22 protein-coding genes are annotated in these 24,853 nt (G+C 55.8%); 11 read left to right on the forward strand and 11 right to left on the reverse strand.

What is annotated here, in order from left to right; translation table 11 throughout:
- Positions 1-3: 3 nt before the first annotated feature.
- Together dnaE and CDH48_RS15945 are read right to left on the reverse strand one after the other, a co-directional pair.
- Complete coding sequence (dnaE, locus tag CDH48_RS15940) at positions 4-3,486, reverse strand: DNA polymerase III subunit alpha (protein WP_100689728.1); 3,483 nt, start codon at positions 3,484-3,486, stop codon at positions 4-6.
- A gap of 58 nt (positions 3,487-3,544) precedes the next feature.
- A complete protein-coding gene (locus CDH48_RS15945) occupies positions 3,545-3,970 on the reverse strand; it encodes a TlpA family protein disulfide reductase (RefSeq protein WP_264754774.1) in 426 nt (141 codons plus the stop codon).
- A gap of 110 nt (positions 3,971-4,080) precedes the next feature.
- Here CDH48_RS15945 and arsC point away from each other — a divergent pair, with 110 nt between their 5' ends.
- The 3 genes from arsC to CDH48_RS15960 are packed head-to-tail and all read left to right on the forward strand — an operon-like array spanning position 4,081 to position 5,501.
- The gene (gene arsC, locus CDH48_RS15950) at positions 4,081-4,434 is read left to right on the forward strand and encodes an arsenate reductase (glutaredoxin) (RefSeq protein ID WP_100689730.1); all 354 of its coding nucleotides are present in this window, start codon (positions 4,081-4,083) and stop codon (positions 4,432-4,434) included.
- Positions 4,435-4,463: 29 nt separating this feature from the next.
- Positions 4,464-5,069 carry an NAD(P)H:quinone oxidoreductase gene (wrbA, locus tag CDH48_RS15955; RefSeq protein WP_100689731.1) on the forward strand — a complete coding sequence of 202 codons (606 nt, stop codon included), beginning with the start codon at positions 4,464-4,466 and terminating at the stop codon, positions 5,067-5,069.
- A gap of 54 nt (positions 5,070-5,123) precedes the next feature.
- Positions 5,124-5,501, forward strand: coding sequence for a DUF2069 domain-containing protein (locus CDH48_RS15960; RefSeq protein WP_100689732.1), 378 nt, complete (start codon positions 5,124-5,126; stop codon positions 5,499-5,501).
- On the opposite strand, the gene CDH48_RS15965 is transcribed toward CDH48_RS15960, so the two are convergent.
- From CDH48_RS15965 to smrA, 9 genes are read right to left on the reverse strand one after another with little or no spacing between them, the layout of a single operon-like run.
- Entirely contained in the window at positions 5,484-6,539 is a 1,056-nt protein-coding gene (locus CDH48_RS15965) for a DUF3080 domain-containing protein (protein WP_100689733.1), read from the reverse strand. The genes CDH48_RS15960 and CDH48_RS15965 overlap by 18 nt on opposite strands.
- Positions 6,540-6,578: 39 nt before the next feature.
- Entirely contained in the window at positions 6,579-7,271 is a 693-nt protein-coding gene (mtnC, locus tag CDH48_RS15970; protein WP_100689734.1) for an acireductone synthase, read from the reverse strand.
- Complete coding sequence (locus CDH48_RS15975; RefSeq protein ID WP_100689735.1) at positions 7,268-7,828, reverse strand: 1,2-dihydroxy-3-keto-5-methylthiopentene dioxygenase; 561 nt, start codon at positions 7,826-7,828, stop codon at positions 7,268-7,270. The genes mtnC and CDH48_RS15975 overlap by 4 nt, the downstream gene beginning before the upstream one ends.
- Entirely contained in the window at positions 7,825-8,451 is a 627-nt protein-coding gene (locus CDH48_RS15980) for a methylthioribulose 1-phosphate dehydratase (protein WP_100689736.1), read from the reverse strand. Before CDH48_RS15980 ends, CDH48_RS15975 begins: the two co-directional genes overlap by 4 nt.
- Positions 8,452-8,455: 4 nt before the next feature.
- Complete coding sequence (locus CDH48_RS15985; protein WP_100689737.1) at positions 8,456-9,481, reverse strand: XdhC family protein; 1,026 nt, start codon at positions 9,479-9,481, stop codon at positions 8,456-8,458.
- The gene (locus CDH48_RS15990; RefSeq protein WP_100689738.1) at positions 9,474-11,678 is read right to left on the reverse strand and encodes a xanthine dehydrogenase family protein molybdopterin-binding subunit; all 2,205 of its coding nucleotides are present in this window, start codon (positions 11,676-11,678) and stop codon (positions 9,474-9,476) included. The genes CDH48_RS15985 and CDH48_RS15990 overlap by 8 nt, the downstream gene beginning before the upstream one ends.
- Before the next feature lies 1 nt (position 11,679).
- Positions 11,680-12,174 carry a (2Fe-2S)-binding protein gene (locus CDH48_RS15995; RefSeq protein WP_100689739.1) on the reverse strand — a complete coding sequence of 165 codons (495 nt, stop codon included), beginning with the start codon at positions 12,172-12,174 and terminating at the stop codon, positions 11,680-11,682.
- Positions 12,175-12,228: 54 nt separating this feature from the next.
- Positions 12,229-12,420, reverse strand: coding sequence for a hypothetical protein (locus tag CDH48_RS16000; RefSeq protein WP_100689740.1), 192 nt, complete (start codon positions 12,418-12,420; stop codon positions 12,229-12,231).
- Positions 12,421-12,475: 55 nt separating this feature from the next.
- Positions 12,476-13,057, reverse strand: a complete 582-nt coding sequence (gene smrA / locus CDH48_RS16005; RefSeq protein ID WP_100689754.1) for a DNA endonuclease SmrA — start codon at positions 13,055-13,057, stop codon at positions 12,476-12,478.
- Positions 13,058-13,269: 212 nt separating this feature from the next.
- Between smrA and CDH48_RS16010 the strand changes: the two genes are divergently transcribed.
- The 8 genes from CDH48_RS16010 (at position 13,270) to CDH48_RS16045 (ending at position 24,675) form a co-directional block, all read left to right on the forward strand.
- Entirely contained in the window at positions 13,270-15,186 is a 1,917-nt protein-coding gene (locus tag CDH48_RS16010; protein WP_100689741.1) for a putative nucleotidyltransferase substrate binding domain-containing protein, read from the forward strand.
- 17 nt (positions 15,187-15,203) lie between these two features.
- The gene (locus tag CDH48_RS16015) at positions 15,204-15,911 is read left to right on the forward strand and encodes a 3'-5' exonuclease (protein ID WP_100689742.1); all 708 of its coding nucleotides are present in this window, start codon (positions 15,204-15,206) and stop codon (positions 15,909-15,911) included.
- 211 nt (positions 15,912-16,122) lie between these two features.
- The gene (locus CDH48_RS16020) at positions 16,123-16,386 is read left to right on the forward strand and encodes a DUF4212 domain-containing protein (protein WP_100689743.1); all 264 of its coding nucleotides are present in this window, start codon (positions 16,123-16,125) and stop codon (positions 16,384-16,386) included.
- Positions 16,387-16,390: 4 nt separating this feature from the next.
- Positions 16,391-18,172, forward strand: coding sequence for a sodium:solute symporter family protein (locus CDH48_RS16025; protein ID WP_100689744.1), 1,782 nt, complete (start codon positions 16,391-16,393; stop codon positions 18,170-18,172).
- A gap of 98 nt (positions 18,173-18,270) precedes the next feature.
- Positions 18,271-18,777, forward strand: a complete 507-nt coding sequence (locus CDH48_RS16030) for a hypothetical protein (protein ID WP_100689745.1) — start codon at positions 18,271-18,273, stop codon at positions 18,775-18,777.
- A 53-nt stretch (positions 18,778-18,830) separates the two neighbouring features.
- A complete protein-coding gene (locus CDH48_RS16035; RefSeq protein ID WP_100689746.1) occupies positions 18,831-22,352 on the forward strand; it encodes a PAS domain-containing hybrid sensor histidine kinase/response regulator in 3,522 nt (1,173 codons plus the stop codon).
- Complete coding sequence (locus tag CDH48_RS16040; protein WP_100689747.1) at positions 22,349-23,998, forward strand: tetratricopeptide repeat-containing response regulator; 1,650 nt, start codon at positions 22,349-22,351, stop codon at positions 23,996-23,998. The genes CDH48_RS16035 and CDH48_RS16040 overlap by 4 nt, the downstream gene beginning before the upstream one ends.
- Positions 23,995-24,675, forward strand: a complete 681-nt coding sequence (locus CDH48_RS16045) for a sensor histidine kinase (protein WP_100689748.1) — start codon at positions 23,995-23,997, stop codon at positions 24,673-24,675. Before CDH48_RS16040 ends, CDH48_RS16045 begins: the two co-directional genes overlap by 4 nt.
- Positions 24,676-24,853: the final 178 nt, after the last annotated feature.

Genomic DNA, 24,853 nt, shown 5'->3' on the forward strand with positions numbered 1-24,853 from the left:
CACTCAATCATAGACCAGTTCCACGCACTGGTCGCCCACCAGGTACTTCAGCTCCAGCAACAAGTCGTCTTCCGGCTGAACACGCCAGGCTTCACCCAGTTCAATTCGGGTACTGGCTTCCGGACTGCTGTATTCGATCCAGACCGGGCTGCCCTCGCAGCGAAACGGTCTGAGGGTACTGTCAATCTTGTCCAGCAGACCATTCTGCAACTGATCGGCGTGGAGGTTCAGCTTAAGGCCTTTACTGAACTGCTTACGGGCACTGGGCACATCCATAACCGAACTCACGCGCATCTTCATCTGGCCCGAGTAGTCATCGTGGCTTACCTGGCCCTCAACCACAATCACCTGGTCTGACTGCAACAGCTCCCGGTTCTCGAAGAAGGCTTCGGAAAACAGCGTGGCTTCAATTCGCGCGCTGCGGTCGTCCAGGGTGATAAAGCACATGGTTGAGCCGGTGCGGGTTTTCATGGTTCGCTGCGCAATCACCAGCCCTGCCACCCGTTGTGGTGACTTGCTGGGCTTGAGATCGGAAATGGACGAGCGCACAAACTGCCGCACTTCCTGCTCGTACTCATCAAACGGGTGCCCTGTCAGATACAGACCCAGCGTGTCTTTCTCGCCTTTGAGGCGCTGTTTCTCGGGCCACTCACGCACATCGGCAACGTCTGCGTACGGATCACCGTCATCACCGGCTTCCAGCATGTCGCCGAACATATCCATCATACCCACGGATTCGTTGCGTGACTGCTGATCCGCCTGCTGAACGGCTTTCGGGATACTGGCCATCAACTGGGCCCGGCTGGCACCCAGCTTGTCCATGGCGCCCGAACGGATCAGGGCTTCCATGGCGCGCTTGTTGATTTTTTTCAGGTCGACCCGGCGGCAGAAGTCGAAAATATCCTGGTAGGGCTCGCCGCTGGCGCGACCTTCCACAATGGCCTGGATCGGCCCCTCGCCCAGCCCCTTGATAGCGCCGAGACCATAAACAATCTGGCCTTCATCATTAACGGTAAACGTATATTCCGAGCGGCTTACGTCCGGCAGTACCAGATCCAGCTTGAGGTTGCGGCACTCTTCCACCAGCGTGACGACTTTATCTGTGTTCTGCATGTCCGCGGTCAGTACCGCAGCCATAAACTCGGCGGTGTAATGGGCCTTCAGCCAGAGGGTCTGATAAGACACCAGCGCGTAGGCGGCAGAGTGGGACTTGTTAAAACCGTAACCGGCAAACTTCTCCACCAGGTCGAAGATGTTTTCCGCCAGGGTTTTGTCAATACCATTCTTTTCGCAGCCGTCCAGGAAAAACTGCTTCTGCTTGGCCATTTCCTCGGGTTTTTTCTTACCCATGGCGCGGCGTAGCATGTCGGCGTTGCCCAGGGTGTAACCTGCCATTACCTGAGCAATCTGCATAACCTGCTCCTGGTAAAGGATAACCCCGTAGGTAGGCTCCAGAACCGGCCTCAGGCCTTCGTACTGATAATCCGGATGCGGGAAAGACATGGGCTGCCTGCCATGCTTACGGTCAATAAAGTCGTCAACCATGCCCGATTGCAGGGGGCCGGGGCGGAACAGCGCCACCAGGGCGATCATGTCTTCCAGCGAGTCCGGCTGCAGGCGGCGGATCAGATCCTTCATGCCGCGGGATTCCAGCTGGAACACTGCTGTGGTTTCCGCCTTTTTCAGCATGGTGAACGAAGCCGGATCATCCAGCGGAATTTCGTTGATATCCAGTGGCTCCAGGCCACGGCTCTCGCGCCGCGGGTTGATCATCTTCAGCGCCCAGTCGATGATGGTCAGCGTGCGCAGGCCGAGGAAGTCGAACTTCACCAGCCCGGCGTCTTCCACATCATTCTTGTCGAACTGGGTCACCAGGCTGCCACCTTCATCATCACAGTAAAGCGGCGAGAAATCGGTGATTTTGGTGGGCGCAATCACCACACCGCCGGCGTGTTTGCCGGCGTTCCGGCACACACCCTCAAGCTTCAGGGCCATTTCCCAGATTTCCTGGGCCTCTTCGTCCTGCTCAAGGAATTCCTGAAGCGTTGGCTCCTGTTCGATGGCCTTACCCAGAGTCATGCCCACTTCAAAAGGAATCATTTTCGAAAGCTTGTCGGCCAGGCCATAGGACTTGCCCTGAACCCGGGCAACGTCCCGCACCACAGCTTTTGCCGCCATGGTTCCGAAAGTAATAATCTGCGAAACCGCTTCCCGACCGTATTTTTCGGCCACGTAAGCAATAACCCGGTCCCGCCCTTCCATGCAGAAGTCGACGTCGAAGTCGGGCATGGATACCCGTTCGGGGTTCAGGAAACGCTCGAACAGCAGGTCGTATTCCAGCGGGTCCAGATCAGTAATAAGCTGGGCATAGGCCACCAGCGAACCGGCACCGGACCCCCGCCCCGGGCCAACGGGCACTCCGTTCTGTTTGGCCCATTTGATAAAATCCATTACGATCAGGAAGTAACCCGGGAACCCCATCTGGATAATAATATCCAGCTCGAAATTCAGGCGCTTGTAATAAGCCTCCCGCTTGCTTTCGTATTCGGGATCATCTTTGCTCAGGGTTTTCGCGAGGCGATCTTCCAGCCCTTCTTCCGAGACCTTCCGGAAGTATTCGTCGATGGTCATACCAGCGGGAATCGGATAGTTGGGCAGGAAATACTCACCCATACGCACGGTTACCGAGCAGCGGCGCGCAATCTCCAGGGTGTTTTCTACGGCCTCGGGAATATCGCTGAACAGTTCAATCATTTCCTCCGCACTGCGGAGATACTGCTGGTCGCTGAAACGGCGGTCCCGCCGGGGGTCGTCCAGCGTCCGGCTTTCACCAATGCATACCCGGGCTTCGTGGGCCTCGAAGTCTTCGGCTTCCAGAAAATGCACATCGTTGGTGGCAACCACCGGCAACCCGAGACCCTGTGCCAGTTCGACGCTCAGGTGCAGACAGTCTTCATCACCGGGGCGGCCAGTTCGTTGTAGCTCAAGATAGTAAGAGCCGGGGTAAAGATTCATCCAGTACTCGGCCCGGGCTTTTGCCAGGTCGGGTTTACCCGCAAGCAATGCCTTGCCCACATCGCCCATTTTTGCGCCGGACAAGGCAATCAGGCCATTGGCCCTGCTTTCAAGCCAATCGCGCTGAATAATCGGTTTGCCGTGCCGCTGCCCCTCGGTGTACCCGAGTGAAATAATCTCCGTGAGGTTCAGGTAGCCCTTGTTATCCCGAGCCAGCAGTGTCAACCGGAACGGGTTTTCCGGCTCATCGGGATTCTCCAGCCAGAGATCTGCCCCTATGACCGGCTTCACACCCGCGCCTGTTGTCTCCTTGTAAAACCGCACCAGCGAGCACATGTTGGATTGTTCGGTAAGGCCCACGGCGGGCATGCCCAGTTCCACAACGCGTTTCACCAGTGGTTTGACACGAACAAGGCCATCCACCATGGAGTATTCGGAGTGCACGCGAAGGTGTACAAAAGTCTGCGACATATCGTCAGGTCGTTCCTGCATGTGTTTTCATTGGATGCCTTGATAGAGCCTGCGGCACTCAGCCACCAATCAATGCCCGTATATCTTCTTCTGTCTGGGGTCCAAAACGGGCCTCCAGGAGATCCCCGTCGGGATTCACAACAAAGGTGGCCGGCAAGGCAACCGGGAGTTTCCAGCCGAACTCGGGGCCCGGGTCCTGTACAAGCATGGTGTATTCGATGCCCATACGCTTTCCAAGCGCTACCAGGGCTTCACCCTGCACATCGTCAAAATTCACCCCGAGTACGGTAATGTCGGGCGCCTTGTCCAGCTCGTTCAGTTCCGGAATTTCCTCCAGACAAGGCTTGCACCATTCTGCCCAGTAGTTCACCAGTACCCACTGACCGCGCAGGTCATCCCATGCCAGCTTCGGGCCTTCCGCCCGTTCCAGCTCAACTTTTTGGCAGCCCGCCAGTAAAGCCGTTAAAAACAGCACTACTGCAATGGCTTTTCTCCGGGGCCACCTGTAGACGACAGGGTTCTGCAAGGGAAAACCTCCTGTTAGACTGCTCGCCACAAACAAATGCAGATCCATTAAATCAAACAGGCATGAACATGACAGAACCCATCCGGATTTTCCACAACCCGCGCTGTTCAAAATCCCGCCAGACTCTGGAACTGCTCAAAGAGCAGGGCATTGAACCGGAGATTATACGCTACCTGGAAACACCGCCAACAGAGCAGGAACTTACCAATATTCTGAAAACCCTTAATCGCGAGCCCCGTGAACTGATGCGCACCGGCGAAAAAGAATACAAGGAACTGGGCCTGGACAACCCGGATCTGAGTCACGGACAACTGATTGCTGCTATGGTGGCAAACCCGAAACTGATCGAACGGCCCATTGTACTTGCCAACGGCAAAGCCGAAGTAGGCAGGCCGCCGGAAAACGTTCTCGCGATTCTCTGACTGCACCACTGTAGCAAAAGGAAGCCAAAGTGCCCGAGCAACTGCCTTACGTCCTGATTCTCTACTACAGCCGCAACGGGCGGACTGCGGAGCTGGCAAGCCAGATAGGCCGCGGGGTCGCAAGGGTGACCGGCATTGAGGCAAGATTGCGCTCCGTTCCTCCGGTCTCGCCGGATACACAAGCATCTTTACCAGCGGTTCCGGATGCGGGTGCACCCTACGCCAGCAAATCCGACCTCGCCAACTGTGCCGGCCTGGCGATTGGCAGCCCAACCCGGTTCGGCAACATGGCCGCGCCGCTCAAACACTTTCTGGATACTACGGGTGATCTCTGGCTCGGCGGCGACCTGGTTGGGAAACCGGCAGGTGCTTTCACCTCAACCGGGAGCCTGCACGGAGGTCAGGAGGCCACGTTGCTGACCATGATGGTACCTCTGCTTCACCACGGCATGGTTCTGTGCGGCCTGCCCTATACAGATAAAAATCTGAGTGAAACCACAACCGGCGGCACACCCTATGGTCCATCACACTGGGCCGGAGCCGCCGAGCAGCAACCGTTGAGCGACCATGAAAAGGCGCTGTGCCAGCTCTTTGGCGAACGTCTGGCAAAACTGGCGCTCAGGCTCTGGGATTGACACCAGCACAGCTGCCTGACGTAAAGCTCTTTAACCAATTTACGGAACCAGACAATGCTTCATAACCCCAAGGCCCGGTATACTGCGCGGGCAACCCAGTTTCTGTACCTGGCCGTGCTGGCAACCTTGCTGGTTACCACTTTTTACCCGGCGCCGGTTGAAGGCGTCTCCATAACGCTGATGCTATCGGTCAAGCTTGTCCCCTTGCTGGCCCTCGCAGTACCAGTGTTTCGGGGCAACAATCGGGGCTATATCTGGCTGGCCTTTGCGGTAATCTTTTACTTCACCCAGTCGGTTGTCTCTGCCTGGCTAAGCCAGGGCGCACCCGGCCCGGTGGTTCTCACAGTACTCACGTTCCTGCTGTTCACCCTGGCCATGGTTCATCTCAAGGTGAACAGGCCAGTCACCTTGCGGTCAGGCTCCCGGCCGTAATCCACACTGTTCAAGCAGCGTTTGCCAGGCTTTGGTATGGCGTTCAACCGCACTATCCAGGTTGGCCCACACACTTTCCGGCCCCTGCAAGGCCAATGCAAAACGGCTCCATTCCTGAAACTCTTCCGGCATCGCCTCCTCCTGCATGGTCGCCAGTTCAGAAAGTGGCTCAATCAAATCCGTACGGGCACGTCGCAAGTCTGCGAGGTACGGCTGTATTTTGCCAATGTAAACACTGAAGAACATACTCTGGACAATATCAGATTGATTATTGGGCTTGCCGTTGAGGCATAGTGGCCGAGTATTCAGCCGCTGCTGGATAAGGCGACTGGCATCCAAAAGACGGGTAGTGACCAGCCGGGCGCTATTAATGAGCTGACCGGCCCGGTATTCCGCCTGCCAGCGTTGATGCACCCCACCCCAGAAGCCAAGATCCACCTCAAGATTCTGTTCAAGAAGCGCTGCCACGGCTTTGTTCAACTGGCGGGCGTCCCGGGCAAGATCAGAAAGCGGGTCCTTGGTTTCAACCGGGTACTCACCCTTGGCAAGGGTAAACAGGGTTTCCACTTCTTCCACGCCCCAGGTCGCGTTCCAGATGGCAATTGGCAGTGATTCACGCTTGCTGGCAATAGCCTGTTCCAAAACATCCTGAAGCTCTTCGTCTTCTACTGTGTCCAGGCACTCGCCGGCGGCACGGATAAAACGGATCTCGTAACGCAGGCGATTCAGGGGCTGCATTACCCTGCCCATGACGGAGTTTTTCTCCCCCACCACGTACTGCAGTTCACAGCCGTATAACGACAGGAAGTCCAGCATACCCAGTTCCAGCTCGGGCATTGGCAACACGCGGTTACGGCGCCTCGGCATCTGCTCGGACGGAGGGATCTCCGAAAGCGCTGGCTCGGTTTCCAGCACCCGGCCAACACGCTCTACGTACTCGTCCATCATGGGTCGGGCTTCAGAGAAGGGATTGCACCCCGCCAGCAACAACACCAGCAGGGCGCAGGCAAGCGCTCTGGCAAAGCGGATTGCTGGCATGTTCACCTCCTCGCTAAAGCCAGGCCCAATGTTAAAGGACTAGCGCTTTTGCAGCAGGGCAGCGTCCACTTCCGCAAAGTTCCGGGCGACAAAACGCTCGGTTTCCGGCAATTCACCGTCCCGGATCAGCCATGCGGTTTGCATACCGGCGGCCTCGGCAGCCTCCAGTTCCGCTTCCACATCGGAGAGAAACAGGATCGTCGCAGCCTCTACACCAAGCTCATCGAGAATATTGCGATACGATCCGGGTTCCTTCTTGCCACCGATCCGGGTGTCAAAATAACCGGAAAAAAACGGTGTAAAATCGCCCGCCGTGGTAAAACCAAAAATCAGTTTCTGGGCTTTCACCGAACCGGACGAATAAACATATAAACGCAGGCCACGATCGTGCCACTGCTGCAGATACTGTGCGGCATCTTCGTAAATATGGCCTTTAAGCTCGCCCTGCTGATACCCCTGCTCCCAGACCATGCCCTGAAGTGCTTTAAGCGGCGTTACCTTACGATCTTCACGCATCCACTCCTGCAGGGTTTCGATCAGCGCCTCGGCATCCTCACGGTCTGCCCCGGACTCTTCTGCCACCCGATCCAGCTGTTCCGACACGTCCGGATTATCCCGATGTTCACGGATAAATCCGGGCAGATGCTTGGCCGCGTAGGGAAACAGCACATCGTGTACGAAGGAGATTGAGCTGGTTGTGCCCTCAATATCGGTAAGAATTACCCGGATCATACTGCTGCTCCTTCCAGCTCCTCAAAGCGCGGCAGGCGCGCGGCAATCTCCTCTCCGGTAAAATCGGCCACCCAGCCTTCCGGATTGGTAAACAGGCGAATGCAGGTAAACTCCGGTTCCGGCCCCATGTCAAACCAGTGCCGTGTGCCCTGAGGCACGCTGATCAGATCGTTTTTCCTGCACTGAACCGCAAACACCTGATCACCAAGGTGCAGGTAGAATATGCCCTGGCCGCGCACGAAAAAGCGCACCTCGTCTTCGCTGTGGGTGTGCTCATCCAGAAACTTTTTCCGGAAAGTCTCCTTCTGGGGGTTGTCCGGATTCAGGCTGACTACATCGGCAGTCTGGAAGCCACTCTCGGCCTTCAGCTTTGCGATCTCGGCGCTGTAGGTTTCCAGAATCTGTTCCGGAGCTGCATCTGCCGGCAGTTCCCGGGTTGGCCAGCGCTCAAAGCGGACTCCCCTGGCTTGCAGCAACCGGCTGATTTCGCCGGCTTCACGGGTTACTGTCGGAGTAGCTTCCGGGTTGTGTGCGTCAAAAATGCTCAAGGTCGTCATGGGCGAACCCTCATGGTTACAAGCTCACATTCGAAAAGAAATTCCAGGGCTTCCACATGCCGCAGGCAATCCGCCATGGTTTTACCCCAGGTATACAGGCCGTGCCCCCGAATCAGATAACCCGGCTGCGCAGGGTGTTCCATAAACCACTCCCGGGTTTCCTCAGCCAGGGTTTCAATGTTCTGGGTATTCTCAAAAACCGGAATTGTCACTACTGACTCATGGGTTTCCACGCCGTCGAAGGCTTTTTGCAGTTCATAGCCTTCAAACGCAAGAAGTTCCCCCGCCGGTACAAGCCGGCTCAGCACCGTTGCGTTCACCGAGTGCGTGTGAAGAACTGCACCGACATCCGGAAACTCCTGGTACAGTGCGGTGTGCAGCAAGGTTTCTGCAGAGGCGCGGCACTCACTCTGCACCGGGCGGCCCTGAAGATCGATCACCATGACATCACCCGCAGCCAACTGCCCCTTGTGGCGGCCGGACACTGTAATGGCAATGTGCCCGCTGTCTATGCGGGCGGAATAGTTACTGCTTGTGGCCGGAGACCAGCCCCGCCCGTAAAGGAAGCGGCCCGCATTCACTATGGATTCGGCAACTACTGCGTATTGGTTTACATCAAACACGGTTTTACATTCCGGAATGTGAAGAGCCTGGCTCATGGATTGTTCGCAAATGATGCCGCGCAGCAATCAGATCGGCAACAACGGAAATGGCAATTTCTGCGGGTGTTTTGCTGGGAATGTCAATGCCAATCGGTGCCCGTAAACGCTGTAACGCTGCCTCCTCAAGCCCCAGCGAGGCGAGCCGCTCCCGCCGGGCCTCGGATGTCCGTTTTGAGCCCATGGCGCCCACGTAAAATGCCCGCGACTGCAGTGCTGCCAGCAAACCCATATCGTCTATTCTCGGATCGTGGGCCAGCGCCAGCACACCGCACCAGGTATCGTTAAAAGACGCGGCTATCAGATCGTCCGGCAAGCAACGGGCAAGTGGCAGATACCGGTGGCTCCAGCCAGAGGCAAAGGCTTCGCGCGGTTCACAAAGAGTAACGGTAAAATCAGCAGCAGTGGCAAATTCAGCCACGTAACGCGCTACCTCGCCTGCCCCGATCAGCAGCAATCTGCACTCCGGCTGCAGCAGGTGAAGCAGTTCTTCTCCATCGAATACAACGCCCGGGCCGGCCGAAGGGGCCGCAGGCTCCAACTCCATGGCACCCTGCAAGCTGACCCGGCGCGCCACGGGCACCCGCCGGGTCATAGCCTCCGCCAGCCGCTGCAGATGTGCAATTGCAGTGTTATTTTGATCGGACGGGTTACCCAACGGCTCCACCAGCAGCCGGATTCGACCACCACAGGGCAGCCGGAAATCATCACGGTCGCTGTCGCTGATGCCATAGTCGATGATCACCGGGTAGTCCGCACCATCGTCAATGGTGCGGCGAAGGAGGTCTTCTTCCAGACAGCCACCCGACACTGAGCCGCTCCAGTGCCCAGAATCACTCACCGCCAGCCACGAGCCCGCAGGCCGGGGCGATGAGCCCCAGGTTTCCACAATGGTGCATAACCACGCTCGCCTGCCTTGTTCAAGCCATGACAGAGCATCTCTGATGACCGCCTCGTGGCCGCCGGCGATCGGTGGCGCGGGCGTGTCAGGCATCGGCTTTCAGGGGCAAGCTGCGCTGACGCTTGCCGGTCAGCGCGAACAGCGCATTGCCCAGGGCCGGGATAACCGGAGGCACCCCCGGCTCACCAACGCCTGTGGGAGCTTCGGTGCTCTGAACAATATCCACTGTCACTTCAGGCAGTTCAGTCTGCCGCATCAACTGATAATCGTGGAAGTTGCTCTGCTGGGGCTGACCCTCATCAAACGTTATCTCGCCGTAGATTGCTGCGGTCAGCCCGAAGATAATCCCGCCTTCAATCTGGTCTTCCACAATGCGCGGGTTGACCACCTGGCCGCAATCCACGGCACAGGCAACCTTGTATACCCGGATATTTCCGTTCTCCACACCAGCTTCAACCACCTGGGCCACGAAAGTACCAAAGCTCTTGAACAGCGCCAGGCCCCGGCCACGCCCTTCAAGAACGGGGGTATTCCACTTGGACAGTTGCACGGCCCTGTCGAGCACTTCCAGATGCCGGGGCTGGCCCGCCAGCAGTTTGCGGCGGAACTGGTAGGGATCTTCACCGGCTTCGTAAGCCAGCTCATCCATAAAGGTTTCAACGGCAAAGCCGTTGTGGGAGTAGCCCACCGAGCGCCAGAATGTGACCGGCACACCCGGGTCGGTATGGGTATGGCGGATGTCTATATTATCCACGTTGTAGGGGTACTCTATGGCGCCTTCAATGGCCGACATGTCCTTTGGCGTTGCAATGCCTTCGGCAAGCAAGCCAACTTTACCCAGGGTGTCGTACATGAACTTGGGCGCCCAGGGATACTGGGCAGGTGCCGCGTTGCGCACATACCAGTCCAGCAACTGGGGGCCGACAATCTGGTGATGCCAGCCGGTCAGCCGGTTGCCCTCAAGGCCGGCCTGCATACGGTGCAGCATGGCCGGGCGATACAGGTCGTGCTGCGTATCTTCTTCCCGCGACCAGATCAGCTTCACCGGTTTTCTCACCCGGTAGGAAACTGCAGCAGCTTCTTCGATGTAATCCTGAGTCAGACGGCGACCAAACCCGCCACCAAGAAAGGTAGTATTGATCGTGACATCGCCCGGAGAAAGGTCGGTTACCCGGGCTGCGGCAATGCGGCCAAGATCCGGAGCCTGAGTGGGCGCCCAGACTTCAATACTGTTATCCCGGTACCACGCCGTAGCGTTCATGGGTTCCAGAGTCGAGTGGGCCAGATAGGGCTGGCTGTATTCCGCTTCAAATACCTGCCCTGCTTTTTCGACAGCATTCTCGTAATCGCCTTCGCTGCGCTCAGACTCACCGCGATCCTCATCGGCGGCCTTGCGGTACGAAGCAAACACCTCACCGGTGGAAAGGGACAGGGCCTCCGCGTTATCCCATTCTGCTTTCAGGGCATCCTGAGCTTTCCGGGCGCGCCAGTACTTGTCGGCAACAATCGCCACGCCGCGCTCGATTTCAAACACATCGAGAACACCCGGCATGGCGAGCACTTCGCTCTTATTAAAGGACTTGACCCGGGCACCGTATCTGGGTGGACGGCTTACCACGCTGTACACCATGCCGGGGAGTTCAACATCGATACCGTAAACTGCGGTGCCGGTGGACTTGGCGTGAGCATCCAGCCTGCCCCGCTGTTTGCCAATGTACTTCCACTCGCGGGCCGGTTTCAGTGGAATATCACCACGGATGACTTGTTTGGACGCCAACTCCACCAACTGCCCGTAGCGCATGGAATCCAGACCATTGGGATGAACCACACGGCCCTGGCGCGCGGAGCATTCGGCTGCATCCACCTGCCACACGTCTGCCGCTGCCATAATGAGCATTTGTCGCGCCGACGCCCCTGCCGTGCGCAGAGGCTCCCAACTGGTCGCAATACTGGTGCTGCCACCTGTGAGCTGCAGTTTGTACAAAGGGTTACGATATTCCGGCGCCACCGGTGCAAACCTGGGTGTAATTGCTTCAGGATCGACCTCCAGCTCTTCGGCAATCAGCGTGGTAAGCCCGGTATAGGTACCCTGGCCCATTTCAACCCGGGCCAGGGTAAAGTGAATCTTGTCGTTCCTTGTTATCTCAAGCCAGGCATCCGGCTTCCATTCACCGGTTTCTTCCGTGTAACCGGTGGGTATCCCGGAACAGCCGGGGAGCGAGAGGGACAGCATCAGAGAGCCGGAGGCACCGGCACTTACCTTGAGAAAATCACGTCTGTTCATCGCCATGTCAGCGTTCCTCCCCGGCCGCTTGCGCATCGTACGCCAGCGATTTTCCAGCGACTGATTCAACAGCGGCAATGATGCGGGAGTAGGTGCCACAGCGGCACAGGTTGCCAGTCATGGCCGCCACGATATCGTCCCGGGCAGGCGCCGGGTTGGTTGCCAGCAGGTGAGCCGCACTCATGATCTGGCCAGACTGGCAGTAACCACACTGTGGCACACCTTCTGCAATCCATGCCTTTTGCAGAGGGTGCAATTGCCCATCCTCTGCCAGCCCTTCGATGGTGGTCACCTCACCACCGGCTGCGGATTCTACGGGGGTCGAGCAGGATCGCACCGGCTGCCCGTTCAGATGCACCGTGCAGGCACCACAAAGCCCCACACCACAACCAAACTTGGTGCCCTTGAGCCCCAGTTCGTCACGCAACACCCACAACAGCGGGGTATCACCCTCAATATCCAGCGAGCGCCGTTCGCCGTTAACCGTAAGGCTCAATGCCATGCCTGCTCTCCCCTGTGCTTTGCCCCGGGTCTGTTTGCCGGGCTTACTGTTTTTTTATTTCACAACTTTCTCGCCGTCTTTGTTTACCCAGACATCGCGCTCACCGGTATTCAGTTTTCCGTTGGAATCCCAGACTTCCCGGTTCCGGGTAGTTTCTTCAAGCTTGCCCTTATCATCCCAGATGACGCGGTCTTTGCACCCCACCAGGGCCAAAACGGCAAATATCAACAATGCAGCTTTCTTCAAAACGACCTCCTCAATTCGATTTGCTGATCATGGCGTAATTCATTCTTCCGGTGTATTAACGTGATCCATGCAATTCACGATTGTGCTGCTTGTCCCTGTCACCCTTGCGGACCATGACATAAACAGCACCGGTTCCACCATGGTGTTTCTGGGCCGAATGGAACGCCAGCACATCCGAAAGCTCCGGCAACCACTTGGCCAGATAGCTCTTGAGCTGAGCTATGCCATCGGGATTACGCTCTCCCTTGCCGTGGAGGATGATGACGGATCGCAAACCGTAACGGACGCAATCGCTGACAAACCGGAACACTTCGCGACGCGCCTGTTCAACAGTCATGCGATGGAGGTCCAGCCTTGCTTCAATGGGATATTGCCCGAGCCTGAGCTTGCGAAAGACCCCGTGCTGTATGCCGGGGCGCTGCCAGCAGAGGATGTCGTGTGCAGTCAGAGGCTCAACAATATCGGAGGTCAACGGATTCGCATCCTTGAGCGGATTGGCCACGGCCGCACGCTGACGCTCCAGATGGCCCGGAGTCAGTTCACGGGGCGCTGCGATCTCGGCGCGGTTGGGTTTTCGGATGCGCCGGACATCTTTCATTTCCTCAAGAAAACTGAGGCGATCCTTTTTGGTAATCATGGCCGTGCTTTCAATAACCCGCTGACAATAACCTGCTGAATAGAGGAACCTTACCACCCGGTACGCGTTCCATAAAGAAACCCCGACGATTGCGTAAATTTATGCCATGCGGTCCAAAATGGTTGCAGGTGCGACCAAAATCTTAGAGTGAACACCCGCTCCAGTGTTCTACACTGTAGACTCACAACAATAATGAACGAGCAGAACCGGTTATGGCAGCAGCAAATCAGGACAATTCCCGCCCGCAGAATACCCGCTCCATTATGGTTTTTCTGCAGGCACACGCCCCCTTCTCAAGCATGGACGAAGACCATCTCGCCCACTTTGCAGAGCATGCCACACTACGGTTTTATGCCGACGGCGATGTTGTACTGTCCCCGGAAGATGGTGTTGTTAACAGGTTTTACGTTGTTAAACAGGGGCGGATTCGTGGCGAGCGCCACAATGAGAAAGCTGACAAAACCGAAACCACGTTCGAGATCAGCCGGGGTGAGTGCTTCCCACTGGCCGCGATCATCGGCGAGCGCCCCACCCGGACACTGCACCGCGCCGTCGGGGACACTTTCTGTCTCAGCATAGAGCAGGATGCCTTTGTCACCCTTATTTCCGAAAGTGAACCGTTCCGTGATTTCTGTATGCGCGGGGTCAGCAGCCTGCTGGACCAGGTCAACCAGCGCATACAAACCGGCGCCATGGCGTCCATGAGTTCCAGTTTTTCCCTGAGCACACCCCTCGAACGCTATGCTCTTCGTAATCCCATCGTCTGTTCTCCGGACCTGCCCGTGCGCAAAGCCGTCGCTCGCATGCATGAAAACAATGTCGGCAGCATTGTCATAACCGATGAAAGCCGGCATCCCATCGGAATTTTCACGCTCCGCGATCTGCGCACCATGATTGCGAAAGATACCGGGACTCTGGACACACCCGTACGTCAACTCATGACACGGGACCCCCGCTCTCTGACAGCCCAGGCCGATGCGTTTGAAGCAGCCATGCTGATGGCGGAAAACCACTTCGCACACCTGTGCGTGGTGGACGAAGAAAACCGGCTAATTGGCATGGTATCGGAGAGCGACCTGTTTTCCCTGCAACGGGTCGATCTCGTCAACCTTGCCCGCACTATAAGCACTGCAACTCACTTGCGAACCCTGGTTAGTCTGCGCACTGATGTATCCAGACTTGTGGATGCGATGCTGGCACACGGTGCCGATTCGGGCCAAATCGTCAAGATGATCACGACACTGAACGATGTAACGGTGCGACGCGTGCTTGAGCTGAACATCAAGAAAAACGACCCGGGCATTCCATTTACCTGGCTCACATTCGGAAGCGAAGGACGGCAAGAGCAGACTCTGCTGACGGACCAGGATAACGGCATTCTTTTCCAGACTCCCGAAGGCATGACGGAAGACCAGGTACGGGAAAAGCTGCTGCCATTCGCCCGCACAGTCAATGACGAGCTTGCCGATTGCGGCTTTACCCTGTGCAAAGGCAATATCATGGCCAGCAACCCGAAGCTGTGCCTGAGCGACCGCGAGTGGGATGACTGGTTTATCCGCTTCATCGACGCATCCACTCCGCAGAACCTTGTTTACTCTTCCATCTTTCTTGATATGAGAGCGGTATTCGGGCCCACGGACTCTTTACACGAACTCCTTGAAAAAGTGCTCACAAGAATCCGCAAGAACGCCCTGTTCCAGAAGATGCTGGCAGGCAATGCGCTCCAGAGAAAACCGCCGCTGACCATGTTCCGCAACTTCCGCTATGTAAGCGATGGCAAAAAGCGCAATCTGGACCTCAAACGTCAGGGTCTGGCCCCTTTCGTAGAGGCCGTGCGCGTGTTTGCGCTGGCCAATGGAGTGGAAAATGCCAACACACTTGAGAGAATGGATGAACTGGTTCGCAAGGGCGTTTTTGATGCCAAGGATGCCAATGCCTGGAAGGATGCCTACAGCCTCATACAGGCCATACGCATGCGCGCACATCAGGAAATGCTGGAGCGGGGCGAAGAGCTTACCAACTACATAGATCCCGACGATCTGAACCAGCTGGACAGACGGATTCTCCGTGAGTCGTTCCGGCAGGCCCAGCGCCTGCAACAGAAACTCGAAGTTACCTACCAACTCTGAATCCAGGCTGCTGCCCCATGTTGGAACAGATCAGACAATGGATTGAACGTCGCCGCAAAGGCCGGACAGGTAACATTGCGCCAGAGAACACGCCGACCCCCAAAACCGCCGGGGACCAGCTGCTATCCGAATGCCGCCTGATTGTGCTGGATCTGGAGACCACCGGCCTGAATGCCAGCAAAGATGAAGTCATCGCCGTGGGGGCCGTCGCCATTACCGGCGGCGCCATCGATCTCAGCGATCAGTTCGACCTGATTCTGAAGCGCCCGGAGCTGGATATCACCCAGACGGTACTGATCCACGGCATCGGACCAGAGGCCCTTACCCGGGGCCATGAACTGGAAGATGCCCTTCTGTTTCTTCTGGAATGGATGAACGGCGACCCGATACTGGCCTATCACACGGCATTTGATCAGAAGTTCCTTGAGAAAACCCTGAAAGCGGAACTTGGCTATACCCGGAACCATACCTGGATGGATGTGGCAGAGCTCTTGCCTGCCTTCTTCCCTGACGCCCAGACGGGCGGAAAAGGCCTGGATCACTGGGCCGACCATTTTGGTCTGGAGGTCAGCGCAAGACACCATGCCGCTTCCGATGCACTGGCAACCGCCGAACTGACATTGATTGCCTTGAATAAAGCCCGAAAGAACGGCCTGAAAACCCTCAGGGAATTGCACGACAAACTGCGATACCAGCGCCGGCTCAAAAACATGCACCGCATGTGATTCAAGCACCTGAAACTCCGCAGAAATAGACGCCTGTCACAGCAAATAATTCAGAATTAGACTTTTTGCCAATATCTATAAATTGCTTGACCGGTAAAGTCGAAGAGGAGAACAAGTAGGGGAAGTACTAATATGAATAATAAATTCTCTGGCTCACTCAGCTCACCGAAAAACCACTGCAGATAAACAACAACAAGACAGGAGTAATCCTATGTCAGGTCATAGCTACGATGCTGAAAAGTACTGGAAGGCGAATCTTCGCCTTATATTCGGGAGCCTGGTCATCTGGGCCCTGGTTTCTTACGGCTTTGGAATCGTTCTACGCCCCATGCTTTCGGGCATCCCCATCGGCGGCACGGATCTGGGTTTCTGGTTCGCTCAACAGGGCTCTATTCTCACGTTCATTGCACTTATCTTCCACTACGCGTGGCGCATGAACAAAATCGACGAAAAATTCGGCGTGGAAGAGGAGTAAGCGGATGAGCCAATTTGCGATTAACATCATTTTTGTAGGTGGGTCATTCCTGCTCTACATCCTCATCGCTATCTGGGCCAAGGCCGGAAGCACGAAGGACTTCTACGTTGCCGGCGGCGGTGTTCACCCCATCACCAACGGCATGGCCATTGGTGCCGACTGGATGTCCGCTGCATCCTTTATTTCCATGGCAGGTATTATTGCTGCCAGTGGTTACGCAAGCTCCGCTTACCTGATGGGCTGGACCGGTGGCTACGTTCTTCTGGCCATGCTGCTGGCCCCCTACCTGCGCAAGTTCGGCAAGTTCACGGTTCCGGAGTTTATCGGTGACCGCTTCTACAGCAAGCAAGCTCGAATGGTTGCCGTAATCTGCCTCATTGTGGCATCGCTGACTTACGTAATCGGCCAGATGGCCGGTGCGGGTGTAGCTTTCTCTCGCTTCCTTGAAGTTGATTCCACAATGGGCCTGATCATCGCCGCTGTCGTTATCTTTATCTACTCGGTGCTTGGCGGGATGAAAGGTATCACCTACACACAGGTTGCCCAGTACTGCGTGCTGATCATTGCCTATACCATTCCTGCTGTGTTCATCTCACTGCAGCTGACCGGTAACCCGATTCCGGCGCTGGGTCTGTTCTCCACTCACATCGATTCCGGAATGCCGATTCTCGACAAGCTCAACCAGGTAATCACCGATGTAGGCTTCACTGAGTATTCGGCAGACGTTGACAGCCACCTGAATATGGTGCTGTTCACCCTGACTCTGATGATTGGTACTGCTGGCCTTCCTCACGTCATCATCCGCTTTTTCACCGTTCCCAAGGTGGCTGACGCTCGCTGGTCTGCGGGCTGGGCTCTGGTCTTCATCGCCCTGCTGTACCTCACAGCACCGGCAGTTGCATCCATGGCTCGCCTTAACCTGATGACTACCATTTACCCGGATGGCACCGCCGCTGAACCGATTCGGTACGCTGACCGCCCACAGTGGATCAAAGAGTGGGAAATCACGGGTCTGATCCAGTTTGAGGACAAAAACGGAGATGGCCGGATCCAGATGTATAACGATGGCTCGTCCGAAGCAGCCAAAGCGTTCCAACCAGAGGCAGAAGCTCGTGGCTGGGACGGCAATGAGTTCACCTATAATCGCGATATTCTGGTACTGGCCAACCCCGAAATTGCCAATCTCCCCGGCTGGGTTATCGGTCTTATCGCCGCAGGGGGGCTGGCAGCAGCCTTGTCGACAGCGGCAGGCCTGTTACTTGCAATCTCCTCGGCAATCAGTCACGACCTGATCAAAGGCGCGATCAATCCGGGTATTACGGAAAAAGGCGAACTGGTGGCAGCCCGTATATCGATGGCCGTTGCGATTATTTTGGCGACCTATCTTGGCGCCAATCCGCCGGGATTTGCGGCTCAAGTTGTGGCGCTGGCCTTTGGTATCGCAGCCGCCTCGCTGTTCCCGGCCCTGATGATGGGTATTTTCTCCAAGCGCGTTAACAATACCGGCGCTATTGCAGGCATGTTGTGCGGCTTGGTGTTCACCCTTTCGTACATTTTCGTGTACAAAGGATGGCTCTTCATTCCTGGCACGGCCAACCTCGCCGACACTCCCGAAAACTGGGTATTTGGCATCTCTCCGCTTTCTATCGGTGCGATTGGTGCCATAGTCAATTTTGCGGTAGCCTTCGCTGTGTCCAATGCAACTGAAGAACCGCCCGTTGAGATTCAGGAGTTGGTTGAAAGTGTTCGCTACCCGCGCGGTGCCGGACAGGCTCAGGACCATTAAGCAACAACCTGGCCTGTTTGACTCATTGAGTTGATAGGCTGTTACTGGACGGGCTTCCTCTTTGAGGGAGCCCGTTCTTTTTTAAGGAAACACATAATATGTTCTGGACACTCGTTGCCACCGTATTCTGCGGGCTGGGCGCCGCTGGCATCGCTCTCGGAATCCGGGCCGCCACCCGCAACAGGGCACCTAAATGGATCATCCCCGTGTTCGCTGGCTTGGGCATGCTTGGTTACCTCATATACGGAGAGTACTCATGGTACGATCATAAGCAGTCGCGCCTGCCGGAGGAGGCAGTCGTAGTAAGCACCGAGCGCAACGGGATTTTCTGGCGCCCCTGGTCCCTGGTTTATCCTTACGTAACCGCGTTCTCCGTTGTGGATACCAACAGCATCGCGCGGGACACGAGTAATCCGGATATAATCCGGTTTACACTCTATCGCTTCGAACAAAAGATAACGGATGCGGTCTCACACCGGGTTCATATCATTAACTGCGCATCCCGCGAGCTTGTTCCCATCGGCTCGGATGGAACGCCCCGGATAGACAACCTGAAGGTTCTGGAGCAGCGCGACATGCTTTATTCAACGGTATGTTCCCGTTGATATTCTGGTAACCAGGCCAGGTAACCCGCCCTACCTGACGGAAATGCAGAAATATGATTAGTGTCTGGCTGCTGGTTTTAATTTCCATCACCTACATCTCGATACTGTTTATCATTGCCTGGGCGGGGGATAAACATCCGGGGCTCTATCGCAGGCGCCTGGCCAGGACGCACGTTTACTCATTATCACTGGCAGTCTACTTCACCTCCTGGACATTCTACGGCGCAGTGGGCCGCGCTACACAGGAGGGGCTGGGCTTTGTACCCATCTATCTGGGCCCTCTGCTGGTTTTTATCTTTGGCGCCCCGTTGCTGCGCCGGATTATCTACATCAGCAAACGCAACAACAGCACATCCATTGCAGACTTCATTGCCTCCCGCTACGGCAAATCCCAGCTTCTGGCCGCAATGATCGCAACCTTTGCGCTGATTGGCAGCGTGCCCTACATTGCCCTGCAGCTGAAGGCAATTGCCATGGGCTTCAGCGTATTATCTGATACAGGCGCAGGCACACAGGAGCTGAGCACTGCTGCGTGGAGCGACGCTGCCTGGTACATCACCCTGGCTTTAACTGTGTTTACCGTGCTATTCGGTACCCGCCACCTGGAATCCACCGAGCACCATCGCGGTATGATTCAGGCTGTAGCTTTTGAATCGCTGATCAAGCTCATCGCCTTTGTTGCCGTCGGGTTGTTTGTGGCATACGGGCTTTACAATGGCTTTGGCGATTTGCTGGCAACAGTAAAGCAGGCAAACCTGACCGGCATCCTGACAACAGACGCCATTGAAGCGCCGGCATTTATTACCCAGACCCTCATTGCCATGCTTGCGATCATCTGCCTGCCACGTCAGTTCCACGTTATGGTGGTAGAAAATGCCGACCACCGGGATTTCGAAGTCGCACGCTGGGCCATGCCTGTTTATCTGATTGTCGCCAGCGCCTTCGTTCTGCCCATTGCCGCCGCCGGGCTTCTGAGCCCGGAAGTCACAGCCGGCAACCCCGATATACTCATACTGCAACTGCCCATTATGGCCGGTAAGGAATGGCTGGCAATTCTTGCATTTCTTGGTGGCGGATCAGCGGCTGCCGCCATGGTAATTGTCTGCTCGGTCGCCATTGCCACAATGGTCAGTAATGAAATCATCATGCCCGCACTGCTCAGATTTTTCCGGCCAAGAATGAACCGCCAGGCTGACCTCAGCTCCTTGCTACTGGGCATCCGCAGAGTCGCTATTTTTGTGGTGTTGCTGATTGCCTATGGCTTTTACCGGATGGCAGGAGAAGATTACAGCCTGACCTCGTTCGGTCTGCTGTCGTTTGCTGCAGTCGCACAGTTTGGCCCGGCTCTGGTGGGAGGTATCCTCTGGCGTCGGGGTAACGCGACTGGCGCAACCTGGGGACTGGCACTCGGCTTCCTCCTGTGGTGCTACACCCTGCTGCTTCCTGCTCTGGCTTCTACAGGCTGGCTTACCGATTCGCTGATCAACAAAGGTCTGTGGGGCCTCGGCTGGACAAGACCAACCGCCCTCTTCGGGCTTGAGCTCGACCAAACCAGCCATGGAATTATCTGGAGTCTGGGCATCAACACCCTGGTTTACGTCGTTCTTTCTCTGGTCACGCGTCAACGAGTCCGTGAGAAAATCCAGATTGCGTCGTTTTTTCATGACCCTCATCCAAAAGGTGACACGGTCCAGCATCAAAGTTGGCAGGGGGAAATACTGACATCAGATCTGCAGGCGCTCACCGACAGGTTCATGGGCGAGGAACGCTCTGAAATCATTTTCCGTAATTACGGGCGCCGCAATGCCATAAGACTGCACCCCCATCGCCCTGCTTCATCTCATCTGATGAAATACATAGAACGTCAACTGGCCTCGGTAATTGGTGCCTCTACCGCCCGGGTGGTTCTGGAATCCACCCTGACCGGTCGCGACATGCAGATTGAGGACGTGGTCAGCATTGTTGATGAAGCCTCACAGGCCATGACATTCAGCCGCGAGCTCCTGCAGTCCGCGATTGAGAACATCAGTCTCGGTGTTTCAGTGGTTAACCAGCAGCAACAGTTGGTAGTCTGGAACCATCGCTACCTGGAACTGTTCACCTACCCCAAGGGATTTGTGCGAGTCGGGCGCCCTGCAGAAGACCTGATGCGCTATAACCTGACTAACGCTAACCTGCCAGCACGACGCATTGATGAAATTATTTCCAACCACTACGCAAGCATGCGCCAGGGTGAGCGGATTTCATACGAGCGCCAGAGGCCCGACGGCACCATTGTTCGTGTCGATGGCAGCCCGATTCCCGGTGGTGGCTACGTGACCACCTTCCAGGACATTACAGCGATGCGCCGCACAGAGCAGGCACTTAAAGAAACCAATATCTACCTCGAACAGAGGGTTAAAGAGCGGACCCAGGAGCTTCAGGTTATCAACGAGCAGATGCTCAAAGCCAAGTCTGTTGCCGAACAGGCCAACCAGAGTAAAACCCGTTTCCTGGCCTCTGCCAGTCATGATTTGCTGCAGCCCCTCAACGCCGCGCGCCTGTTTACCTCGGCTCTTGCCGGGAAAGCCAGCAACTCCGAGACCAAAGATCTTGTTGACCATATCGACAGCTCACTCGGAGCAGCTGAAGAAATCATAAGCACCCTTCTCGATATTTCCAAGCTCGACGCAGGAGCACTGGAGCCTGATCTTGGCGTGTTTCCGATCAATGATATTATGCGGCACCTGGCTACGGATTTTACGGCTATCGCTGAGGATCAGGGGCTCAAGCTCCATGTGGTTCCGAGTGGCGCGTGGGTTCATTCGGACGCCAAACTTCTTCGTCGTGTGATTCAGAATTTTCTGTCCAACGCCATACGCTACACCACGGAAGGTAAAATATTGCTGGGTTGTCGTCGCCTTAAAGGGTATCTGCGCATTGAAGTGTGGGATACGGGCCCCGGTATACCAGACGACCAGCTAACGTTTATTTTTGAAGAATTCCGGCGCTTTCAACAGGGAGGGGACAAGAAAGGGCTGGGGCTTGGGCTGGCAATCGTCGACAGGATCAGCGGCATGCTGAACCACCCTGTCGGTGTTCAGTCCGTTCAGGGTAAAGGCAGTGTTTTCAGCATAACAGTACCACTTGCCCCCAGGGATCAGGCTTACAAAGCCAAGGAGACATCAGCTACAGCAAGCTCCAGACGCGTTTCCAGCCTCGGTGGCTTGAGCGTGCTATGCATCGACAACGACCCCGCCATTTTGCAGGGAATGGTCGCTCTTCTGGGGAACTGGAAGTGCGAAGTTATCGCTGCGGAAAGCTTGCAGCATGCGTTAGATGAACTGGCGGGCAGGCAACCGGACATTATACTTGCAGACTACCAGCTTGATGACGACAAAAATGGTCTGGATGCAATGGATGCGATACGCGACTCAGTCGGGCGCAACATTCCGGGAATCCTTATAACGGGGTACATGGCGCCTGAAGTTCGTGACGATGCCATTGCGCGAGGTTATCAGATCCTCTATAAGCCGGTTAAGCCCGCTGCCCTGAGAGCGATGGTCAACAAATTCCTGAAACAGAAACGCTCATGAACAGCCCCCCAGAAAACACCCTGCCCGGTGCAGGAGGATTCAGTAAGCTCGCATACCTTGTAGTAGACGACTTTGAGAATTTCCGGATCTCCATGCGCCACATGCTTCGCAGTTGCGGTGCCGACAACATTGAGCTGGTGGCCAACGCCAGGTCTGCCGTTCAATATTGCACCTACAATCACGTCGATGTTGTACTCTGCGATTACAACCTGGGTGAAGGCAGAAACGGCCAGCATATACTGGAAGAGCTGCGCTACAAGAAGCTACTGAAAAGATCGTCACTGTTTTTGATGGTCACCTCGGAAACATCCCGGGAGATAGTCATGGGCGCCCGGGAATACCAGCCCGACGCCTATCTGACAAAACCCATCAATCGGGCCATGCTGGAAAAACGCCTTGGCAGTTTGATCAGTCAACGCAACGCTTTGCTTCCCATCAACCGTGAGATCGATCGGGAAAACTATCCGGAAGCCACCTCTCTCTGTCTCGAAGCTCTTACCCGACTGCCACGCTACAAAACCTGGCTGATGAAAACCCTCGGGGAGCTTTATTTTCTTCTGGGGGATCTCTCCCATTCCATCAAGATCTACGACGAGGTGCTTGCAAAGCGCGAGCTTTCCTGGGCCAGTTTCGGGCGCTGCAAGGTTCTGCTTGCCAACCAGCGTTACGATGATGCCGTTGAGAGCCTGCAACGACTGATCGAAAAACATCCAGACTATATGGAGGCTTACGACCTCCTGGCCGAAGGACTAGAGCGCCAGAATCGACCGGGCCAGGCCCAGCGGGTTCTGGAACAAGCCATCAACCACTCTCCCAATGCACTACGGCGCCAGAAGCACCTGGCCGAGCTGGCGGAATCCAATCAGGATATGGAAAAAGCCGCAGACGCGTGGCGACATACGGTCAGCCTTGGAATGCACTCCATTCATGACAGCCCAAAGCATTATCTTGCTCTGGCCAACACCCTTTGTGACCTGAGTGAGGGTACAACGGCTAGCGAGGGCCAAGCGCTTGCCGGCGAAGCCTTAAAAACGCTTGCCACCATGGAAAAACGGTTTTCGGGCCAGGAGGCTCTCGAGCTTCGTAGCCAGATTATCCAGTGCCGCGTCCACGCTGGCCAGGAAAACACCAAGGATGCTGATGCCACACTGGAGCAGATCCGGACGAAACTGGAAAACACCAGCCAGGTGGGGCTGGATACAGAACTGGACTACGCTAAAACCCTATTCCGCCTTAACCACGCCGGAGAAGCAAAAGAGTTACTTGCGGAGTTAGCAGAAAAATACAGCAGTGATCCCGTTGCCCTCAGAAAAATCGACAACCTGCTCGATGAGCCCGTTGGTTTTCGCACGAAGATCAAAGCCCGCCGCCTTAATCGGGAGGGAATAGCAGCCTTTGAATCGGGCAACCTGAAAGAAGCCCGCCTCATCTTCGACAAGGCGCTCAAGATTATACCCGATCACCCCGCACTCAACCTCAATCAGGTCCAGGTTCTAATGAAAGAACATGAGAACACAACAGAAACCGGGAATTTGATGGAACTCTGCCAACACCACCTGGACCGTTTGGCTGACCTACCCGAACAACATGGGCAATACAGACGCTATTTGGCACTACAGCGTAAACTGAAGGGACAGCGCCAATGAAACACCGGAATATCGACTTCTCCATGGTTCTGGCGCTGGCCGTACATGATATGAAAAATTCGCTGGGGATGTTGCTCAACTCTTTAGACGAACTCAGAGCCGAACACGAAGACAAGCTCAACGACTCTTCCAGATTCAACACGCTCCAGTATGAAGCAGAGCGAATACATAATGATCTGGTACAGCTTCTGGGAATCTACAGACTTGGCGAAAATAACCTGTCCGCGCACATGGAAGAGCATTTCGCCCCGGATTTTCTCGCAGAACACCTGGCCCGACACACGCCACTCCTTGAAGGTCTGGGGATCGAATGTTCGATAGAGGCTGAGGATATAAACGGATTTTTCGATGCTGACCTGCTTACTGGTGCGCTGAACAACACGATCAACAATGCGATTCGCTATACAAAGAGCCGAATCAGGCTAACGGCCAGAGAACACGAGGGTTATTTTGTAATCGGGGTAGAAGACGATGGCGAAGGGTATCCGGAGAATATGCAGCATACGGGACCGCTGAGTTTTAAATCCCTGGACTTCAACACCGGCAGTACAAGCCTTGGCCTGTTCTTTGTTTCAGCGGTGGCGGATCTTCACAGCGAAGGAGAACGCTCCGGCTATATCAAACTCCACAATGGAGGGCAGCTTGGTGGTGGAGTGTTTGAGATCTGGCTTCCGTAGCAGCGTCAGACGATGACCTGGATTGCCCAGCTCAGGCCTGTCGGGCCCGCCGTCGTTGCGCTCCCGCGTCCTGCGCTTGCCGTTAGCAAGCTGGTCACATGGGGGCTTTGTAGTGGCAGTAGTATCGTATCTAAAACAAAACAGCCCCGGCAGCGAAGCTGTCGGGGCTGTTTTATTT

Origin of the sequence: Marinobacter aromaticivorans, assembly GCF_002806975.1 — a bacterium.
Taxonomy (GTDB): domain Bacteria; phylum Pseudomonadota; class Gammaproteobacteria; order Pseudomonadales; family Oleiphilaceae; genus Marinobacter; species Marinobacter aromaticivorans.

Coding starts and splice junctions, on each gene's coding strand:
- CDH48_RS16020 (WP_100689743.1), top strand. CDS start 16,123: ATGTCAGGTCATAGCTACGATGCTGAAAAGTACTGGAAGGCGAATCTT.
- CDH48_RS15985 (WP_100689737.1), bottom strand. CDS start 9,481: ATGCCTGACACGCCCGCGCCACCGATCGCCGGCGGCCACGAGGCGGTC.
- CDH48_RS16030 (WP_100689745.1), top strand. CDS start 18,271: ATGTTCTGGACACTCGTTGCCACCGTATTCTGCGGGCTGGGCGCCGCT.
- CDH48_RS16040 (WP_100689747.1), top strand. CDS start 22,349: ATGAACAGCCCCCCAGAAAACACCCTGCCCGGTGCAGGAGGATTCAGT.
- CDH48_RS16010 (WP_100689741.1), top strand. CDS start 13,270: ATGGCAGCAGCAAATCAGGACAATTCCCGCCCGCAGAATACCCGCTCC.
- CDH48_RS15965 (WP_100689733.1), bottom strand. CDS start 6,539: ATGCCAGCAATCCGCTTTGCCAGAGCGCTTGCCTGCGCCCTGCTGGTG.
- CDH48_RS16035 (WP_100689746.1), top strand. CDS start 18,831: ATGATTAGTGTCTGGCTGCTGGTTTTAATTTCCATCACCTACATCTCG.
- arsC (WP_100689730.1), top strand. CDS start 4,081: ATGACAGAACCCATCCGGATTTTCCACAACCCGCGCTGTTCAAAATCC.
- CDH48_RS15975 (WP_100689735.1), bottom strand. CDS start 7,828: ATGACGACCTTGAGCATTTTTGACGCACACAACCCGGAAGCTACTCCG.
- smrA (WP_100689754.1), bottom strand. CDS start 13,057: ATGATTACCAAAAAGGATCGCCTCAGTTTTCTTGAGGAAATGAAAGAT.
- CDH48_RS16015 (WP_100689742.1), top strand. CDS start 15,204: ATGTTGGAACAGATCAGACAATGGATTGAACGTCGCCGCAAAGGCCGG.
- CDH48_RS16045 (WP_100689748.1), top strand. CDS start 23,995: ATGAAACACCGGAATATCGACTTCTCCATGGTTCTGGCGCTGGCCGTA.
- mtnC (WP_100689734.1), bottom strand. CDS start 7,271: ATGATCCGGGTAATTCTTACCGATATTGAGGGCACAACCAGCTCAATC.
- dnaE (WP_100689728.1), bottom strand. CDS start 3,486: ATGTCGCAGACTTTTGTACACCTTCGCGTGCACTCCGAATACTCCATG.
- CDH48_RS16025 (WP_100689744.1), top strand. CDS start 16,391: ATGAGCCAATTTGCGATTAACATCATTTTTGTAGGTGGGTCATTCCTG.
- CDH48_RS15960 (WP_100689732.1), top strand. CDS start 5,124: ATGCTTCATAACCCCAAGGCCCGGTATACTGCGCGGGCAACCCAGTTT.
- CDH48_RS15995 (WP_100689739.1), bottom strand. CDS start 12,174: ATGGCATTGAGCCTTACGGTTAACGGCGAACGGCGCTCGCTGGATATT.
- CDH48_RS15990 (WP_100689738.1), bottom strand. CDS start 11,678: ATGGCGATGAACAGACGTGATTTTCTCAAGGTAAGTGCCGGTGCCTCC.